The following is a 19,471-nucleotide window of genomic DNA, read 5'->3' on the forward strand; positions in this document are numbered from 1 at the left end:
CATATATTTGAGTATTAACATTTAAAACAAATAATATTATGGGATTATTTTCATTTGTAAAAAATGCTGGAGCAAAGCTATTTGGTAAAAAAGAAGAAGAAGCACCAGTTGAAGAAAAAGCAGTATTAAAAGCAAGTGCATTACTTGCACATGTAAAATCATTAGGATTAGAATATCAATCAATAAAAATCAAACTTACAGGTGATGACGTAATTGTTGAAGGTGATGTTGCAAAACAAGAAGATGCAGAAAAAATTGTATTGGCGATTGGAAATGTTGAAGGTGTGGACACTGTTGACAATCAAATGACAGTTATTGAGGCTAAACCAGAAGCAAGATTCCATACAGTTGAAAAAGGAGAATGGTTGTCTAAAATTGCAAAAAAATATTATGACGATGCTAACAAATATAATGTTATTTTTGAAGCTAATAAACCAATGTTAGAACACCCAGATAAAATCTATCCAGGTCAAGTGCTACGTATTCCAAATTTAGACTAATATTAGTTTTATACAAAAGAAAAGGAACGCAGAAGCGTTCCTTTTCTTTTGTATAACTATTAGATTAACTGTTAAGCATTTTCCACAACTTATCTTTTAACTCCTGAAGCCCTTGATGTGCAACAGAAGAAATAAACATATATTCTGTTCCTTTAAAAACGACATCTAACTCTACTTTCATTTCTGCTTTTAATTCATCATCAAGCATATCCGATTTAGAAATAACAATTAAACGGTCTTTATCCAACATTTCAGGATTATATCTTCTTAACTCATCCAAAAGAATTTTATATTCTTTACCAATATCTTCTGCATCTGCTGGAATTAAAAACAATAATGTTGAGTTTCGTTCAATATGACGCAAGAAATAATGACCTAATCCTTTTCCTTCTGCCGCTCCTTCAATAATTCCTGGAATATCCGCAATTACAAACGATTGAAAATCTCTGTAAGCTACAATTCCTAAATTTGGCTTTAATGTTGTAAAAGCATAATCTGCAATTTTTGGTTTTGCCGATGTTAGCACAGAAAGCAATGTTGATTTCCCAGCATTTGGAAAACCTACCAAACCAACATCTGCCAATACTTTTAATTCTAAAATAATATCTTCTTCCTGTCCAGGCATTCCTGGTTGAGAATAGCGAGGTGTTTGATTCGTTGCACTTCTAAAATGCCAATTCCCTAAACCGCCTTTTCCACCTTTTGCAATAATTCTAGATTCTCCATCCTCTGTTATTTCAAAAAGCACTTCTCCTGTTTCTTTATCTTTTACAACGGTTCCTAATGGTACTTCAATAATTTTATCTTCTCCATCTGCCCCAGTACTTCTAGAACTTCCTCCATCGCCACCGTGGCCTGCTTTTACGTGTTTTGTATATTTTAAATGATAAAGTGTCCAAAGGTTTTTATTCCCCACTAAAATAACATGTCCTCCACGACCTCCATCTCCACCATCTGGCCCTCCTTTTTCAATGAATTTTTCTCTATGTAAATGTGTTGAACCTTTTCCTCCTTTACCAGAAGCTATATATATTTTTACGTAATCTACGAAGTTACCTTCTGTCATTGTATTTCTATTTAAAAATTTAAAACATAAAAGATTAATAGCATTAACTAACAATCAATGTCTTAAACAGGTATTATTTTTTTGCAAAGGTATAATATATAATTGAATTTACCGATACTTTTAATTATAGCACAACTTACTATACAGAGTACTATTTAAATTCTAATTCAATTGACCCATCTAAAATTATTTATCTTTTGCATTTACTATTATAAAACCCTTTTATTTTTACTTATTTCAATGTAAAATACAAACACGATAAAACTCTGTTTTTTTCATTTAAAAATGTTTGATTTTTTTAATACTTACATTGCATAGCCTCTTTTTAATCTTCTATATTTATCTACTCAAATTCAAATTAAGCCTTTATTCACATTAGTATTCTATAAATAGACTGAATATGCAAACTGTAAGTTCATAAGGATTTTATACAAAAAACACCTTCATTTACTCTTCCAGTAAATTCAAATCACAAATGGTACTAACTTAGCTAATTTCAACATTATTGTACCATCACTATTGATACATACTTGTAATAGTTGTGATTCTTTTTTTGGTTTACTTATTTTTATCACAAAAATGTGATACTTTATTTTTATTCAAAAAAATAATCACAAAAACGTGATAAAAAAATAATTTCAATAAAAACAATCACAAACATATTACCGAAAGGAAATAATCATTTTACATTTATGCAATAAAAAAGAAAAACAATCTATCTCGAAATTAGAACTCTAAATTGACCTCAAAATAATTTTACAAGGTATCCGGTTTGAATAAAAAAGGAGCAACAATAAAGCTACTCCTAATTTTACTAAAGCTAATCTTTTATTCGATTATCTCATTATATTTATTCATGAACAAATTATAAACTATCTATAACAGTAAACAATCGGTTCGATATTTCAGCTATTTCTCCAATTCCATTCACAGCCTTAAACTTATTTTGCTTTTTATAATAATCCATTAAAGGAGCTGTCTTTTGGTTGTATTCGTCATATCTATTTCTAATTTTCTCTACATCTTGATCATCTGCACGACCTGAAGTTTTCCCTCTTTCTAGCAAACGTTGCACTAAAATTTCATCATCTGCTTCTAAAGCAACAGTTGCTGTAACTTCCCAGTTTTTAGATTGTAAAAAAACATCTAAAGCATCTGCCTGTGGAATAGTTCTTGGAAAACCATCAAACAAAAAACCTTTTGCTTCTGGATTTTTTTCAACTTCATCTTTTAGCATTTTTATAGTTACCTCATCTGGCACTAAATCTCCTTTATCTATAAACGTTTTAGCTAGTTTTCCTAATTCAGTTTCGTTTTTAATATTGAATCTAAAAATATCACCTGTAGATAAATGCACTAAGTTATATTTTTGTTTTAAAACTTCTGCTTGCGTACCTTTTCCTGCTCCTGGCTTTCCAAATAATACGATGTTGATCATTTTGTTGTGTGTGTTTGATAATTGATATACTTGTTTTAAATTTCTTCCTAATCCATCATAATCCAATCCGTACCCTACAATAAATTTATTAGGAATACGAATCCCTATATAATCTATCTTAATATCTTTTGTATAGGCTTCTGGTTTGAAAAACAATGTTGCTATTTTAAAATGCTTTACTCCTTGCGCTTTAAAAAGTTTCTTTAACTCTTCTACCGTGTTTCCAGTGTCAACAATATCTTCAACGATAACAACACTTCTTCCTGTTAAATCTTGATTTAAACCAATTAGTTTTTTCACATCATTAGTTGAAGTAGTCCCTTCATAGGAAGCCATTTTAATAAAACTCACTTCACAAGGACGTGAATAATTCTTCATTAAATCGGACAAGAACATAAAAGCTCCATTTAAGACCCCTATAAACACAGGAATTTCATCATAAAAATCATCTTCTATTTGCTTTGCTACATTTTGTATGGCAAATTTTATTTCTTGTTCAGGAATAAAAGCTTCAAAAGTTTTGTCGTGTAATTGAATCACAGGGTTTGATTTTAAAAATAAACAACAAATTTAATAAAGTCTAAAGTATTACAGTATTAAGTAGTCATATTTTTTTCATTTTTATTATTTTTATCAAATGAAATCTTCTTTCTACACTCAAATAGAGAACAGTACAGCTCACAGAAAATCGAGAGATAATAATTGTGAACTCGCAATGAATAGTTCAGAAAACTTAAGAGAACTTTTTGAATTAGCTTTTAATTTAAAAAATAAAAATCACTTCAAAGCCTGTTGGTGTTTAGAGTTAGTTTTAGAAAATGACATTACGCTACTTATACCTTACTTAGATGTTTTTTGTGAAAATATTTCAAAATACAAACATGATTCTGCTAAAAGACCAATTTCTAAAATTTGTCTTTTCATTTCTAAATCAAAACTTAATGATTTAACCAACGAACAAGAACAAAAAATCATTGAAACATGTTTGGATTGGCTCATACAAGAGGAAAAAGTTGCAACAAAAGCATACAGTATGCGAACACTTTTTAATTTCAGTAAAAAACATCTTTGGATTAAAGAAGAATTAAAAATTATTTTAGACCAAGATTACAGTAGCCATTCTGCTGCCTATCAAGCAGCTGCACGTGATTTATTAAAGAAATTAAAATAACCCTATAAACTGCAAATCATTACAATTGAAGTAACAAAAAGACATGTAGTAAAATTATAAAAACAGACAAGCACAGTATATAATAAACATATTTCGCTACACTACTTTCCGAAAATAAGCTTTCATTTTTTATCATTTTATTTTTTTTGGTTAAAACAGAATCAAATATAAATTTTACACCAACTATCTATTTAAAAAAATGACGTCAAACTATAATTTAATGTCGTAAAACCCTACTTTCATAGAACAAAATCATTACGAATATTGATAAATGATACTAAGAGGTGCATTAATTCGCTAAAGAATTGAAATTTATATTTTATCAATTATCTTTGCAAAAACAACAACACACATAATGAATTATTTTTCTTCAGATTTCAAATTAGGTATACTAGGTGGTGGTCAGTTAGGCAAAATGCTATTAACAGAAACACGAAAATTCGACATACAAACTTTAGTCTTAGATCCAAGTGAAGAAGCTCCTTCACGTTTTGGATGTAATCAATTTTACAAAGGAAGTTTAATGGATTTTGACACTGTCTATCAATTTGGAAAAATGGTGCACCTTTTAACTATCGAAATTGAAAATGTAAATTTAGACGCATTAGACAAACTAGAAGAAGAAGGTTTGCCAATTTTCCCGTCTCCAAAAACATTACGATTAATCCAAAATAAAGGAAAACAAAAAGATTTATATGTTAAAAACGGCATTCCAACTTCAAAACATTTACGTTTTGTTGGCCTAGACGACTTACGAAACAGTATTTCAAAAGACGAATTAGATTTTCCTTTTGTATGGAAAAGTGCCGAATTTGGATATGATGGTAACGGTGTAAAAATTTGTCGTTCTACTATTGATTTAATGAAACTTCCAGATGTTGAATGCATTGCAGAAGAACTAATTCCTTTCAAAAATGAATTAGCTGTTATTGTTGCAAGAAGTTTTTCGGGAGAAATTAAAACCTATCCTGTAGTTGAGATGGAGTTTCATCCAGAAGCCAATCAGGTAGAATATGTTATTTGCCCTGCTAGAATTAACGAAAGTGTGGCTCAAAAAGCGCAAGAAATTGCCTTGAAAGTTTCGGAAACCTTCAACCATGTTGGACTATTAGCGGTTGAAATGTTTCAGACAGAAGATGATGAAATCCTCGTTAATGAAGTAGCACCTAGACCACACAATTCGGGTCACTATTCAATAGAAGCAAGTTATACGTCTCAATTTGAAAATCATTTAAGAGCCATTTTAAACCTTCCTTTAGGTAGTACAGACAGTAAAGTAGCAGGAATTATGGTAAACTTAGTAGGTGAAGAAGGCTATGAAGGTCCTGTTTATTATGAAAATATAGGGCAAATTATGGCAATAGAAGGCGTTACACCACATATTTATGGCAAAAGAGAAACACGTCCTTTTAGAAAAATGGGACATGTAACTATTGTGAATGAAGACATGACAAAAGCAAGGCAAATTGCACAAGAAGTAAAGAATAGTATTAGAGTGATTAGTTACCAGTAGAAAGTGTTCTGTCACAATAAACATTTTATTTAGCTATTCCGAAACTCGGAATAGTTTTACCCCTCTATTCTTAGTTATTCTTTTTTACCTAAATTTGATAAAAAAATAAAATATGAAAATTTCGAAGTTACACATAGAACAATTTAGACATTTAGAAAACTTAGAGTTTGATTTCACTTATCCTGAAGACTTTCATATTAAGGAAAAGAGAGGAAAGCCTTTAGACAAAATATGTTTTATTGGTCAAAGTGCGACTGGTAAGACTGGATTATTAGAATTAATAAATGAATATGCAGTTAGTGCAATTAATACAGAACTAGTTAGAGGGTATTTATCTGGTTTGAGAAAAAAAATTATAGAATCAAAAGCAGAAATTCATTTTCTCTTTAATGACAAACTATTTAAACACAGAAATAGTAATGTCGAATATGACAACATAACCTATGAATATAAAAACATTGGAGGAGAAGTAAGACAACTCATTTCTAATTTATTAAGAAAAAACATTATTTATTTTAAATCATCATTAATTTCTAACGAAAACATATCATTTTTAGCTAAAAACCCTATTGAGTTAATAGAACAATATGATGCTAAAATTAAAAATTTTATTGAAATCAAAAAAATCAATTTTGATGAATATAATACCAGTTCATTTATTTTTGATGAAGAAATTAAGCCTGATATATTTATTTTCATTTTATTTGAAAAACTTAATTACCGTAAAAATTTTACACAAAAAATGTCTGAAATTATCCACAAAGGATTGCTTGCTGACACAAAAAAAATGACTCAAGAATTTCAAAAATGGCAAAAAGATAATCCTAATTTTTTAGACAAATTTGCTAAAAAATTTAATATTATACTTGATAAATTATTTTTAGAAGTTGACTTAATAAATACTTCATATTCAATTCCTATTAAAAACAAAAAAAATGAAGAGGTAATTCCGTTTGAAGATACAAGTACAGGAACAAAACAACTCTTACTAACTTCACTTCCGCTTTTTAATCTAGACACTAAAGACTCCATAATCTTAATCGATGAACCAGAACGTTCTTTATATCCAGACATGCAAATGGATTTAATGGACTATTATCAAAACCTAGCACCCGAAGCTCAATTCATTGTAGCTACACATTCTCCTTTTATTGCTGCTTCTTTTGAGCCTGATGAACGTTTTATTTTATATTTTGATGAGCAAGGAAAAGTAGCTGTTAGAAGAGGGAACTCTCCTATAGGAGACGATCCAAACGACATGCTTTATAATGATTTTGGCATTAACTACATCAATAGATATGGACAAGAAAAACACAATGAATATAAAGAGTTAAAACAAAAAGTCTTTTTTGAAAAAGACGAAAAGAAGAAAAAAGCAATTATAGAGAAACTTGAAAAATTAGGAGAAGAATATAACTTTTAAAGCATGAAGAGAATAATCAAAAATCCTAATTCTAAAATTATAGAAAATAAAATATCATATAAAAAAGGAGATAATAAAAAATTAGCTTCTATCCTTTTACTTGAACAAAAGAATTTTTGCGCTTACACAGAAGAATATATAGGCAATAATGACGCAGTAGATATTGAACATTTCAACCCAAATTTAAAATATAAAGCAGAAGATTCCTATCAAAATTGGTTTATGGTCAAACACAAACCCAACAACATTAAAAGAACAAATTGGATAGAACCAATTTTACATCCTACAGATGAAAAATTCGAAGAAAGACTAATTTATTTTGATGGTTATTTTTTACATCAACCAGAAGATATTGAAACTAAAAATTTAATAGATTTATTAAATTTGAATGATGAAATTTTTGTTAAAAACAGAAAGAAATTTATTGAAAGAAGAAAAGATAGAATTAAAGAAAAGAATGTTGATCCTAAAATTTATTTTGAAGAAAAAATAAGTAATGAAATAGACTCACTAAAATACCTAAGAGCCATTCAAGAAGAATTCAATATTCCTATTTGGGAAATGATTCCTGAAATTCAATAACAACACCACAAAAAACGACACACAATGAGTAAAGTAGCCATTATTATGGGAAGCATTTCCGATATGCCCGTTATGCAAGAAGCCATTAACATATTAAAAGAATTCAATATAGAAACCGAAGTAGATATTGTGTCTGCACATAGAACTCCCGAGAAATTATTCGATTTTAGTCAAAATGCACACAAGAGAGGAATATCTGTAATCATTGCTGGTGCTGGTGGAGCAGCTCATTTACCCGGAATGGTAGCATCCATGTCTCCTCTTCCTGTAATTGGTGTGCCAGTAAAATCGAGTAATTCAATAGATGGTTGGGATTCTGTTTTGTCTATCCTTCAAATGCCTGGTGGTGTTCCTGTAGCTACAGTAGCATTAAACGGAGCTAAGAACGCTGGTATTTTAGCAGCACAAATTATTGGTAGCAGCGATAGCAATGTTTTAGATCGCATTATAGCGTATAAAGACAGTTTAAAACAAGCGGTTTTAAAAGCATCAGAAAGTTTACAATAAAAAAATCCCGATGCTAGCACATCGGGACAAAAATCTATTCACATTTAAGTGACAACTATAAAAAAATTCTGATTTGGGACAAAAAGGCGTCTATATTTTTTCGACATCTAATCTGTTACAAATATATGCCTTTTATCGAAAAAAACAATCACTTTATCGGTAAAAAAAACACTTTTTTTCAAAAAAAATAACGAACCCAATAAAATCAAGGGTTTTCATAGAACACAAATTTATAAATTTTTTTAAAAAAAAATAAATGTCAATTTTAACTAGTAAATTCCATACGAAATATAGTACAGCTCCATTCTCAAAAATAGAAAACAGCGAATACAAAGAAGCTTTTATACAACTCATTAAAGAAGCAAAGGATGAAATTAATCAGATAATAGAGAACAAAGAAAAACCTACTTTTGAAAACACTATTGAACCTTTAGACTTTGCAGATATTCAATTAGAACGTGTTTCAAGCATATTTTTCAATCTAAATTCAGCAGAAACATCAGATGAAATTCAAAAAATTGCTCAAGAAGTCTCTCCATTATTAACAGAATTTAGTAATGATATTACCTTAAATGAAGAGCTTTTTAAAAAAGTAAAAGCAATTTACGACAGAAAAGAAAATTTGGAACTAAACATAGAACAAAACACACTCCTAGAAAAAAAATATAAAGGTTTTGTTCGAAATGGGGCATTGCTAAACGAAGAGCAAAAAACAAAACTTAGAGATATTGACACTAAATTAGCTAAGTTAAGACTCACCTTTGGTGAAAATGTCCTAGCAGAAACTAATAATTACCAACTGCATATTACTGATGAAACTAAACTTAAAGGCTTGCCAGAAGGAGCAAAAGAAGCGGCTGCAAGTTTAGCAAAATCTAAAAATGCAGAAGGTTGGATTTTCACACTAGACCATCCTAGTTATATCCCTTTTGTAACCTATCTTGAAGACAGAGAATTAAGAAAAGAATTAAGCATTGCTGCTGGAAAGAAAGCCTTTCAGAATAATGAATTTGATAATCAAGAAAACATCAAAAACATTGTTCAATACCGTCATGAAAGAGCTAATTTATTAGGCTATGCTTCTCATGCTCATTTTGTTTTAGAAGAAAGAATGGCACAAAATCCAGAAAAAGTGTTATCATTTTTAAATGACTTACTTTCCAAAGCCAAACCTGCAGCAGAAAAAGAATTCAAACAATTAACCGATTTTGCAAAAGAATTAGATGGCATTGACCAATTAGAAAAATGGGATGGTGCTTATTATTCCGAAAAATTAAAACAAAAACTATTTAACCTTGACGACGAAAAACTGAAACCCTACTTCAAGCTAGAAAATGTTTTAAATGGTGCTTTCACAATTGCTGAAAAATTATTTGGACTTCGATTTAAAGAAGTTTTTGATATTGATAAATACCACGAAGATGTTCAAACTTTTGAAGTAGTAGATTCTCAAGATAATTTTATAGCGTTATTTTATGCTGATTTCTTTCCTAGAAAAGGAAAACGTAATGGAGCATGGATGACTTCCTACAAATCACAATACATTAAAGACGGAATAAACGAAAGACCCCATGTTTCAAATGTGTGCAATTTTACACCTCCAACGCCAACTAAACCATCTTTACTAACCTTTAATGAAGTGACTACCCTTTTCCATGAATTCGGACATGGTTTACACGGAATGCTTGCCAACACAACATATCCTAGTCTATCTGGAACATCTGTTTATTGGGATTTTGTTGAATTACCAAGTCAAATCATGGAGAACTGGTGCTATGAACCAGAAGCATTAGCTTTGTTTGCTAAACATTATGAAACGGGAGAAATTATTCCGCAAGAATATGTAGAAAAAATAAAAGAAAGTGCTAGTTTTCTAGAAGGAATAGCGACAATGAGACAACTAAGTTTTGGTTTATTAGACATGGCTTATCATGGAAAATCGCAAACAATTGAAGACGTAAAAGCTTTTGAAGAAGCCGCTTTTGAGAATACAAAACTATATCCAGATGTAGCTGAAAATTGCATGAGTACATCATTCTCACATATTTTTCAAGGAGGATATTCTTCTGGATACTACAGCTATAAATGGGCTGAAGTTCTAGATGCAGATGCTTTTGCTTATTTTCAAGAAAAAGGAATTTTCAACAAAGAAGTTGCTACAAAATTCAAAGATAATATTTTATCAAAAGGAGGAACAGAACACCCAATGACATTGTATAAAAAATTCAGAGGGCAAGAACCAAAACCAGAGGCCTTATTAAAACGTGCTGGTTTAATTGATTAAATAAACAATCGCAAATCATAAAATTCAAATAAACAGTATATTTGCAAACTAAATTTAAAATAAAATGCAACATATTATAGATCGCTTTATAAGCTATGTAATTATAGATACAGAATCTGATCCAAATTCTAACACAACACCAAGCACGGCTAAACAATGGGATTTGGCTAACAAATTAGTTGAAGAACTAAAAGCAATTGGAATGCAAAATGTTACCATTGATGAAAACGCTTATATTATGGCAACCTTACCTAGCAATGTTGACCATGAAGTTCCAACAATTGGCTTTGTTTCTCATTTTGACACAACTCCAGACTTTACAGGAGCCAACATAAAACCTCAAATTGTAGAAAATTATGATGGGAAAGACATTGTTTTAAATGCTGAACAAAATATAGTATTATCTCCAAGTTATTTTGAAGATTTATTACAATATAAAGGACAAACACTTATTACAACCGATGGAACTACACTACTAGGAGCCGATGACAAAGCGGGTATTACTGAAATTGTAAGTGCTATGGAATATCTCATTCAACACCCAGAAATTAAGCATGGAGAAATTAGAGTTGGTTTTACTCCTGATGAAGAAATTGGTCGTGGTGCGCACAAATTTGATGTTGAAAAATTTGGTTGCCAATGGGCTTACACTATGGACGGAAGTCAAATTGGTGAATTGGAATATGAAAACTTCAATGCTGCTGGTGCTAAAATAACTTTTAAAGGCAAAAGTGTTCACCCAGGATATGCAAAAGGAAAAATGATCAATTCAATGCTATTAGCAAATCAATTTATTGCTGCACTTCCTGCTAATGAAGTACCAGAAAAAACGACTGGTTATGAAGGATTTTTTCATGTTCATCACCTAAATGGAACTATTGAAGAAACTGTTTTAGAATTAATCATTAGAGACCATGATAAAGATATTTTTGAAGCAAGAAAAGAATTAATTCAAACGATTGCGAATCAAATCAACGCACAATATGCAAAACAGTTTGGAGAAGACATTTGCATTGCTGAAGTTAAAGACCAATACTATAACATGCGTGAAAAAGTAGAACCAGTATATCATATTGTAGAAATTGCTGAAAAAGCAATGAAAGAATTGGATATTACCCCAATAATTAAACCAATTCGTGGTGGAACAGATGGCTCTCAATTATCCTATAAAGGACTACCTTGTCCAAATATCTTTGCTGGTGGACATAATTTTCATGGTAAATATGAATATGTTCCTGTAGAAAGCATGGTAAAAGCTACACAAGTAATCGTTAAAATTGCAGAATTAACAGCTCAACAATAAAACCACAAAAAAAGGGATTCAAAAAATCCCTTTTTTTATTCACATAACCCTATATTTATCAATGCATCACCTTGATTCACCATAGGCAGATGATTGTTATTTATAATATAGCCTGAATATTTACTTTTAATTTTCTTTTCAGAGAACCCAAAAGGATCTGAAACGCTACCAAGCACATCGCCAATTTCTACTTTTTCCCCTACTTTAATAAAAGAACGATACATTCCAGATTTATCTGCACGAATCCATTTAGAATCCTTAATTACAATAGAATCTGGATTTTTTTCTATTAAATCATCTGCAAAATCATTCAATCCTAAATGTTTCATTACTCGCAAGGCTCCATTAATTCCATACTTAGTTACGTTTCTATCTAAACTTAATGTTTTTCCGCCTTCAAAAAGAATAACTTTTTTGTTCAACTTTGACATAGCATGCCTAAAAGAGCTCTCTCGTTGTTTAGCATACATCATAAACTTTGTCCCAAAAATTTTAGCTAATGCCACCAATTCATTGTCTCCTTTTTGAAGACGAACATGTGCATAATTAAATCTCATATTTCCTCCCGTATGAAAATCTAAACAATAATCTGCATTAAAAGCTACTAATTTCATAAAATCATTAGCAAACCTACTTGCTAAAGACCCTGTTTTTGAACCCGGAAAAACCCTATTCAAATCTCTTCCGTCTGGAAATTCTCTTGTTTTATTGATAAAACCAAACACGTTCAAAACGGGCACACAAATTATAGTTCCTCTTTTCGGAATATGATAACCTTTAGACACAATTTGACGAACAATCTCTACGCCATTAACTTCATCTCCATGTATTCCTGCTAAGATTAACAAGCAAGGACCGTCCTCTTTTGCTCTATTAATAATGATTGGTACTTCTAATTTTGATTGTGTGTACAATCGTGCAATGTCCATTTTTAACGTTAGAGAATCACCAGGTAAAATTTCTTTACCTAAAATTTTAATCTCTCTATACATTTCTAGAAATATATTTTATAATATCTCTTGCAATATCTCTACCAGTAGCTCTTTCAATTCCTTCTAATCCTGGTGAGGAATTCACTTCCAAAATTAATGGTCCTCTTGCTGACTGAAGCATATCTACACCGGCCACACCAAGTCCCATTGCTTTTGCCGCTTTTAAAGCAGCATTTTCTTCCTCATCTGTTAATTCAATAAGCTCTGCTGTGCCTCCTCTATGCAAATTAGAACGAAATTCGCCTTCTTTTGCCTGACGCTTCATGGCTCCAACCACTTGCCCATCCACTATAAAAGCTCTAACATCTGCCCCTTTAGCCTCTTTTATAAATTCTTGCACAATTACCCTTGCTTGCAAACCATGAAAAGCTTCTAAAACAGATTCAGCTGCTTTGTCATTTTCTGCCAAAACTACTCCTAAACCTTGTGTTCCTTCTAACAATTTAATAATTAAAGGAGCCCCACCCACTTCATTAATTACGGCTTGTACATTTTTAGTATCATTCGTAAAAACCGTCTTGGGCAAACCTAAGCCAGCACGAGATAAAATCTGTAAACTTCTTAGCTTGTCTCTTGAACGAACCAAAGCCTGAGATTCTACAGCGGTAAACAGTTTCATCATTTCAAACTGACGAACAACTGCCGTTCCATAAAACGTTACTGAAGCACCAATTCTTGGGATTACCGCATCAAAACCATCTAGTTTAGTATTCTTATAGACTATTGAAGGCTGTTTTTTTTCAATCACTAAATCGCACTTCAAATGATCAATTACATGCATCTCATGCCCTAATTTTGTTCCCGCTTCCACCAATCTTCTTGTTGAATACAAGTTACCGTTTCTCGACAAAATGGCTATCTTCATACCTTAATTTAAATTATTTAATTTTGAGGATAAGGTAGTAAAAAAAACTATGCTCACAAGTAAAATGAGTTTTTATATTTATTAAATCAGTAAAGAAATGAAGAAGCTTTTTACTCCTATTTTTTTTCTTTATTTTACAACAACATTGTTAAAAAATTAAAAATGGAAAAAAATTCTTGGAACAAAACAAATCAATGGAAAGACGAACTTAAATTACTTCATGAAATCATATCTAAAACAGAATTAATAGAAACGAAAAAATGGAGAGGTTCAGTTTTCACGTTAAACAACAAAAACATTATTGGTATTGGTGGCTTTAAATCATATTTTGGCATTTGGTTTTTTAATGGTGTTTTTCTAAAAGACGAATATAACTTATTAATAAATGCACAAGAAGGAACCACAAAATCGCAAAGACAAATGCGTTTTAAGTCGATTGAAGATATTAATGAAAAAATTATTTTGAATTATATTAAAGAAGCAATAGTTATTGAAGAAAAGAAACTTAGTTTAAAGCCTCAAAAAAAAGAACCAATTATTTCATCGCTCCTGGAGCTGGAGTTTAAAAATAATTTAAGTTTTAAAAATGCTTTTTCTAATTTTCCACCTTATAAACAGAGAGAATTCATAGAATATATTGAAGCAGCAAAACAAGAAAAAACCAGACTTTCACGATTAGAAAAAATCAAACCTATGATTATGAAGAATATTGGGCTAAATGATAAATACAGATAGATTGAATTTACAACAAACAAAACAACTTAAAACAATTACAACAAAAAATCCCCAACTAACATAAATTTGAAAATTGGGGATTTTTATTAAAAATTTAGAAAAATTATTTCTTCTCTTTATCCATAAGTTTTGCACTTAATTCTAAAGAAATAGCCGATTTTTCCATTTTAATTTTTCCTGCCATGGTTTCTACAACAACCGTTGAATCTGATTGTTCCGCAATTTTTCCATGAATTCCAGATTTTGTGATTATTCTATCACCTACTTTTAAACCTGCTTCAAACTCTTTTTCTTTTTTAGCTCTTTGCTGATTAGGTCTAATCATTAAAAAGTAAAATATTGCAATCATCAACAATATTTGTATAGCTAATGTAGTATTCATCTTTTTTTATTGTGTTTTTTAAATTACTTTTTAAGAGGTGGAATTGCTTCTTTAGTTAGCACATTGGCTCTAATATTGAATTTTTCACTTCCTGTCTCTGTATTTGTAGTTAATGTAACTGTTTTACTTTGGTTACCCGATTTTCCTGTAGAGTCAAAAGTTACTTTAATTGGTGCAGATTCTCCAGATTTTAAAGGATGTTTTGGATAATCTGGCACTGTACAACCACAAGTTGCTTGTGCATTAGTAATGATTAAATCTCCTTCACCAATGTTTTTCACAATAAATTCTGTAGATACTTTATCTCCTGCATGTATTGTACCAAAATCATGATCCACTTTATCAAATTGAACTTTTGGCATTTTACCAGCCACTACTGTAGCTTCTTTATCAGCAATTTCTTTATCAGCAACTTCCACTGCTTGAATATCTGCATCAGTAATTTTTAAGTCTGCATTTTCTTTACATGAAGTAACCGAAAATAAAAATGACAAAGCAACTAAGCTTAACGTTTTTTTTAACATAACTATAAATAATTAAATTTAGGTTTATAATAATCCTCTACCCGCTTTTTTAATGCGGTTATTTTTTTCGAAATCTTTTACTAAATTATCTAAAATTCCGTTGATAAAAATACTACTTTTTGGCGTAGAATATTCTTTTGCAATCTCTAAATATTCATTAATTGTTACTTTAACTGGAATTGAAGGAAATTTCAATAATTCACAAATTGCCATTTTCAAAATAATTGTATCAATTTCAGCAATTCTATCCGTATCCCAGTTTGGTGTCTTATCGATATATTCTTTTGACAACTCCTCTTCATTTAAAATTGTTTTTCTAAACAAATTTTTCACATATTCTTTATCATCCAAATCTTTATATAATTTGGTAATAACAAAAGTTTCATCGTTTTCTTCACATTGCTTTAATTGCTTCAAGATAAGAGTATTCACAGACGGTAAATCATCCAACCAAGTCAATTTATGCTCTTCCAAATAGTCATACAATCTTTCATTTGGCGCAACAACTTCTGTAAACAAATTAGCAATAAATATCTTGTCGTCTTTGAAAGTCACTTTTGGCAAAGACATGTATTCCTTGTAAAGGTCACTTTCTTTTATAACATCTAGAAGTGATAAAATAATATCATCATTATGTTTCCAGTTTGTGATAGCCTTTTTATCTATTGCTTCCAATAAAGAATCGCTTTGCGCTAATAGATTCAATACTTTATTTTCTACAAACCTTTTGTTTGGATTTCGTTCTTCTTTAGTAGCTAAATGTTTCTTAGATGCTAGCTCTAAATATTGCTCTTCTTTTTCACGAATTTCTATCAATGCTGATAATATCAAAAGATATAAATCATGCATATTATCAATACTTTGAAACAAGAATTTTTCCTCTTTATCAAGGTTTTCTCCTTGATGTTGGTGCATAGCATAGATACCTTGCATCACCTTCACACGTATATGTCTTCTATTTAACATACTAATTTAAGAACTTTAAAAAATTAAGAAAGCGAAAGAAAATCTTTCGCTTTGCAAAAATACATATTTTTTTTATTTTAGATTATAAGTAGAAAAATTTAAAATCTAAATAACATTTTATTTCGAATTTTCATTCTTCTTATCATCAATACGCTTTTGAGCAATAGACATTGCAGCTTGATGTGTTGTAATGTTATTTTTTCTTGCGAAATCAAAAATTTCAAGTGAAGTATTATAGATATTTTCTGTTTTCTCCATTACTTGCGCTCTTGTTAAATTTGCTAGTTCAGAATACACATTAATTACACCACCAGCATTAATCAAGAAATCAGGAGCGTATAAAATTCCTTTATCTTTCAAAATATTACCATGAACTACCTCATTTGCCAACTGGTTATTTGCAGCACCTGCAATAACTTTTGCTTTAATCTTTCCAATAGTATCGTCATTTATGGTTGCACCTAATGCACAAGGAGCATAAATATCAACATCTGCACTATATAAATCATCTCCAGAAAATATCTTCGCTCCATATTTAGCCCCAACATCATGAAGACGTTGTTCGTTAATATCTGAAATACTAACAATTGCTCCATTTTCTGTTAAATGTTGTACTAAAACTTCTCCAACGTGACCAATTCCTTGCACTAAAACTTTTTTACCTTCTAGGTTATCTGTTCCAAACTGAAATTTAGCTGCTGCTTTCAACCCCATATAAACACCATAAGCAGTAATTGGAGAAGGATTCCCAGAGCCTCCTTTTTCTTCTGAAATACCAGTAACATATTTAGTTACCTCACGAACAGTATCCATATCTTTAGTCTCCATTCCAACATCTTCTGCTGTAATGTATTTTCCAGACAAAGAATCTACAAACTGCCCAAAACGTCTCATTAATTCTGGAGTTTTTTGTGTTTTCGCATCGCCAATAATAACAGCTTTACCACCACCAAGATTTAAACCAGAAATTGAGGATTTAAAAGACATTCCTCTAGACAAACGTAAAACATCATTCAATGCTTCCCATTCATTTGTGTAATTCCACATTCTAGTCCCTCCTAAAGCTGGTCCTAAAACAGTGTTATGAATTCCAATAATTGCTTTTAATCCTGTATCTTTGTCATGGCAAAATACAACTTGCTCATGTCCGTCAAAGGAAATTTGACCAAAAACAGGATCAACTTTATGTAGCTCTTTTGCTAATAATTGTTCTGTTGACATATTGTTCTGTGTTGAAAATTATTCAATAATTAGTCACAATATTACGAATAAAAATAAAATAATTGAAAAATTTATATTTTTTTTATTGATTTCACAATTAATTGTTATATACAAAATGTTTTCAAGTTCTCAATAAAATCATAAAATATTGCTTTTTTAATAAAAAAAAACACAACTTTAAATTTTTAAATGAAAGAATTACAATACTTAAACAAATATTTTGCAAAATATAAATACCGATTTTTTTTCGGAATTATTTTCACTATTGCGGCTCAAATATTCTCACTATTTACTCCAGAACTAATTGGAAATTCGATAAGTGCAATAAAAGAACTCACACAAAACAAAGATTTAACTATTGCATTCATAACATCTGTGCTATACAAAAACATTCTATTAATAATTGGCACCACCATAATTGCAGGTTTTTTTACCTTTTTAATGCGTCAGTCAATAATTGTTATGTCTCGATATGTTGAATTTGACTTAAAGAATGAAGTATTCAATCACTATCAAAGACTCACACAAAGTTTCTATAAGAAAAACAGAACAGGAGATTTAATGAATCGGATTAGTGAAGATGTCGGGAAAGTGCGCATGTATGTTGGACCTGCAGTGATGTATTCTTTAAACACAGTAATACGCTTTACAGTTGTTATCATATATATGTATAACATTTCACCCAAACTAACATTATATACACTACTTCCATTACCTTTATTATCTTATGGGATTTTCAAAATTAGCTCTATCATTAATAAAAAAAGTGAGCTTTTTCAACAAAACCTATCCACTTTATCCTCTTTCACACAAGAAATGTTTTCTGGAATTAGAGTTATTAAAGCCTATGCTATTGAAAACCAAAAAACAGAAGAATTTTCCACATTAACAAAAGACAGTAATGAAAAAGCAATGAGTCTAGCCAAAACACATTCCTATTTTGGACCTTTAATGATTCTCCTTATTGGGTTGAGTAATTTAGTGGTTATTTATGTGGGGGGAATGATGTATATTAATGGAGATATTCCCGATATTGGAATTATTGCTCAGTTTATTTTATATATAAACATGCTTACTTGGCCTGTTGCTTCCCTTGGTTGGGTTTCTTCTTTAGTGCAAGAAGCAGAAGCATCACAAAAAAGAATAAATGAGTTTTTATTAATTCAGCCAGAGATAACAAATGAGGTAGAGAATCATACTGAAATCATTGGAAGCATTGAGTTTAAAAATGTTTCATTTGTTTATGAAGACACAAACATTCAAGCTTTAAAAAACATAAGTTTTACAGTTAATCCAGGAGAAACACTTGCCATATTAGGAAAGACAGGTTCAGGAAAATCAACAGTACTTTCCTTGATTAGTCGATTATATGACGCTACTTCTGGAAGCATTACAATTGACCAAACTCCAATTAAAAAGGTTAATCTAAATGACTTAAGAGATAATATTGGAGTAGTTCCACAAGATGCCTTTTTATTTTCCGACACAATCAAGAACAATATTAAATTCGGAAATGAAAATGCAACAGATGAAGAAATAATTGAAGCAGCAAAGAAAGCGGTAGTTCACCATAATATTATTGAATTTACAACCCAATATGACACCATACTTGGCGAAAGAGGAATTACACTGTCTGGAGGTCAAAAACAGCGCGTTTCCATAGCAAGAGCTTTAATTAAAAATGCTCCTATCCTTTTATTAGATGATTGCCTAAGTGCTGTTGACACAGAGACGGAAGAACAGATTCTTAACAATTTAAGGGTGTTTTGTGATAATAAAACCACTGTTATTGTGAGTCATAGAATATCATCTGCAAAGAATGCAGACAAAATTATCATATTAGAAAATGGTGAAATTATACAAAAAGGCACTCATAATCAATTAGTATCCGAAGAAGGATACTACAAAGAGCTTTATTATAAACAACTATCCGAAAAAGAAATCATATAAACTATTGCTTTATACGATTTTTTTTTAGACTTTTGGGAAACTATAAAAC

The 19,471-nt window shown here is 30.5% G+C and carries 18 protein-coding genes; 10 read left to right on the top strand and 8 right to left on the bottom strand.

Annotated elements, in window-relative coordinates; genetic code table 11:
- Positions 1-38: 38 nt before the first annotated feature.
- Entirely contained in the window at positions 39-500 is a 462-nt protein-coding gene (gene lysM / locus ACZ49Z_RS02185) for a peptidoglycan-binding protein LysM (RefSeq protein WP_464306557.1), read from the top strand.
- Positions 501-564: 64 nt separating this feature from the next.
- Here lysM and obgE read toward each other — a convergent pair whose 3' ends face one another.
- Both obgE and ACZ49Z_RS02195 read right to left on the bottom strand, forming a co-directional pair.
- Entirely contained in the window at positions 565-1,566 is a 1,002-nt protein-coding gene (obgE, locus tag ACZ49Z_RS02190; RefSeq protein ID WP_464306558.1) for a GTPase ObgE, read from the bottom strand.
- An 865-nt stretch (positions 1,567-2,431) separates the two neighbouring features.
- Positions 2,432-3,544: an adenylate kinase gene (locus tag ACZ49Z_RS02195; RefSeq protein ID WP_464306559.1), complete on the bottom strand. Its 1,113-nt coding sequence runs from the start codon at positions 3,542-3,544 to the stop codon at positions 2,432-2,434.
- Positions 3,545-3,641: 97 nt separating this feature from the next.
- On the opposite strand from ACZ49Z_RS02195, the gene ACZ49Z_RS02200 reads away from it, so the two are divergent.
- The 7 genes from ACZ49Z_RS02200 to pepT all read left to right on the top strand — a co-directional run bounded on the left by ACZ49Z_RS02200 (position 3,642) and on the right by pepT (position 11,787).
- Positions 3,642-4,175 (top strand): hypothetical protein, encoded by a 534-nt coding sequence (locus ACZ49Z_RS02200; protein ID WP_464306560.1) that lies wholly within the window; start codon positions 3,642-3,644, stop codon positions 4,173-4,175.
- Between the two features lie 355 nt (positions 4,176-4,530).
- Entirely contained in the window at positions 4,531-5,688 is a 1,158-nt protein-coding gene (locus ACZ49Z_RS02205) for a 5-(carboxyamino)imidazole ribonucleotide synthase (protein WP_464306561.1), read from the top strand.
- 112 nt (positions 5,689-5,800) lie between these two features.
- On the top strand, positions 5,801-7,111 hold the full coding sequence (locus ACZ49Z_RS02210) for an AAA family ATPase (protein WP_464306562.1): 1,311 nt from the start codon (positions 5,801-5,803) through the stop codon (positions 7,109-7,111).
- Between the two features lie 3 nt (positions 7,112-7,114).
- A complete protein-coding gene (locus ACZ49Z_RS02215) occupies positions 7,115-7,693 on the top strand; it encodes a hypothetical protein (protein WP_464306563.1) in 579 nt (192 codons plus the stop codon).
- Positions 7,694-7,717: 24 nt separating this feature from the next.
- On the top strand, positions 7,718-8,200 hold the full coding sequence (gene purE / locus ACZ49Z_RS02220; RefSeq protein WP_464306564.1) for a 5-(carboxyamino)imidazole ribonucleotide mutase: 483 nt from the start codon (positions 7,718-7,720) through the stop codon (positions 8,198-8,200).
- Between the two features lie 256 nt (positions 8,201-8,456).
- Complete coding sequence (locus tag ACZ49Z_RS02225; protein ID WP_464306565.1) at positions 8,457-10,484, top strand: M3 family metallopeptidase; 2,028 nt, start codon at positions 8,457-8,459, stop codon at positions 10,482-10,484.
- A 64-nt stretch (positions 10,485-10,548) separates the two neighbouring features.
- Entirely contained in the window at positions 10,549-11,787 is a 1,239-nt protein-coding gene (gene pepT, locus ACZ49Z_RS02230; protein ID WP_464306566.1) for a peptidase T, read from the top strand.
- 35 nt (positions 11,788-11,822) lie between these two features.
- Here the strand turns inward: pepT and ACZ49Z_RS02235 are convergent, their stop codons facing one another.
- The gene (locus tag ACZ49Z_RS02235; RefSeq protein WP_464306567.1) at positions 11,823-12,779 is read right to left on the bottom strand and encodes a succinylglutamate desuccinylase/aspartoacylase family protein; all 957 of its coding nucleotides are present in this window, start codon (positions 12,777-12,779) and stop codon (positions 11,823-11,825) included.
- A complete protein-coding gene (gene rimK / locus ACZ49Z_RS02240) occupies positions 12,772-13,644 on the bottom strand; it encodes a 30S ribosomal protein S6--L-glutamate ligase (protein WP_464306568.1) in 873 nt (290 codons plus the stop codon). Before rimK ends, ACZ49Z_RS02235 begins: the two co-directional genes overlap by 8 nt.
- 162 nt (positions 13,645-13,806) lie before the next feature.
- On the opposite strand from rimK, the gene ACZ49Z_RS02245 reads away from it, so the two are divergent.
- Complete coding sequence (locus ACZ49Z_RS02245) at positions 13,807-14,379, top strand: YdeI/OmpD-associated family protein (protein WP_464306569.1); 573 nt, start codon at positions 13,807-13,809, stop codon at positions 14,377-14,379.
- A 103-nt stretch (positions 14,380-14,482) separates the two neighbouring features.
- Here ACZ49Z_RS02245 and yajC read toward each other — a convergent pair whose 3' ends face one another.
- From yajC to ACZ49Z_RS02265, 4 genes are all read right to left on the bottom strand, one after another.
- The gene (gene yajC / locus ACZ49Z_RS02250) at positions 14,483-14,761 is read right to left on the bottom strand and encodes a preprotein translocase subunit YajC (protein WP_464306570.1); all 279 of its coding nucleotides are present in this window, start codon (positions 14,759-14,761) and stop codon (positions 14,483-14,485) included.
- Positions 14,762-14,784: 23 nt separating this feature from the next.
- Positions 14,785-15,285 carry a DUF1573 domain-containing protein gene (locus ACZ49Z_RS02255; RefSeq protein WP_464306571.1) on the bottom strand — a complete coding sequence of 167 codons (501 nt, stop codon included), beginning with the start codon at positions 15,283-15,285 and terminating at the stop codon, positions 14,785-14,787.
- Between the two features lie 24 nt (positions 15,286-15,309).
- Positions 15,310-16,251, bottom strand: a complete 942-nt coding sequence (gene nusB / locus ACZ49Z_RS02260) for a transcription antitermination factor NusB (protein WP_464306572.1) — start codon at positions 16,249-16,251, stop codon at positions 15,310-15,312.
- A 117-nt stretch (positions 16,252-16,368) separates the two neighbouring features.
- Positions 16,369-17,472 (bottom strand): Glu/Leu/Phe/Val dehydrogenase dimerization domain-containing protein, encoded by a 1,104-nt coding sequence (locus tag ACZ49Z_RS02265; RefSeq protein ID WP_464306573.1) that lies wholly within the window; start codon positions 17,470-17,472, stop codon positions 16,369-16,371.
- 189 nt (positions 17,473-17,661) lie between these two features.
- On the opposite strand from ACZ49Z_RS02265, the gene ACZ49Z_RS02270 reads away from it, so the two are divergent.
- Positions 17,662-19,422 (top strand): ABC transporter ATP-binding protein, encoded by a 1,761-nt coding sequence (locus ACZ49Z_RS02270; RefSeq protein WP_464306574.1) that lies wholly within the window; start codon positions 17,662-17,664, stop codon positions 19,420-19,422.
- Positions 19,423-19,471 lie beyond the last annotated feature (49 nt).

The organism is Flavobacterium sp. KY-23415 (genome assembly GCF_055384985.1).